This window comes from Stenotrophomonas sp. GQ19 (genome assembly GCF_059758695.1).
Genome location: NZ_JCAXES010000023.1, coordinates 1 through 554 on the forward strand (window position 1 = coordinate 1; position 554 = coordinate 554).

Sequence of the window (554 nt, forward strand, 5' to 3'; positions counted from 1 at the left end):
CTCCAACGGCTGATAGGCCGGCAGCTTCACCAGCGTGGCCATCTGTGCCAATGCATAGGCATCCAAGCGGTCGGTCTTGGCCCTCTGGCCCAGCCCCTGAGCAAGCTTCCGCGCCCGCAAGGCATTGGCCCGAACCACCGGATGACCGGCCTTGTGCAGAAAATCCAGCACAGGCTGTTCGTAGCCACCGGTGGCCTCCAGCACGATCTGGTTACTCGGGCGCTGCCTCAGCCAGAGGTCCAATTCAGTGAAACCGGAGGGGTCATTGCTGACCTGCAGGGTTTGGCCGTCGGAGGTTCCAACATCCAGCCGGCGCTTGCTTACATCAATCCCGATCCCGTTCATCGCCCGACTCCGTATAGTCTGGAAGGGTCGAGAGCTCCCCCGCTTGCCCAGTCTTATCGCTTCGAGTGACAGCTCCAGCAACTGTTCGGGCGGATCAAGGGAGATTCCGGCGTGGGCGCCAAGCTACACGGCGATCGTCGAGATCCAGGCTCACACGGCGGCCCACGCCGGCTCTCGACACCTAAACTGCCAGATTCCGGTCAGATAAG

The 554-nt window shown here is 61.9% G+C and carries 1 protein-coding gene; it reads right to left on the bottom strand.

Annotated elements, in window-relative coordinates; all coding sequences use genetic code 11:
* Positions 1-345: IS110 family transposase (locus AC6CHL_RS20765; RefSeq protein ID WP_498296043.1), on the bottom strand; the 345-nt coding region annotated here is incomplete at its 3' end.
* Positions 346-554: the final 209 nt, after the last annotated feature.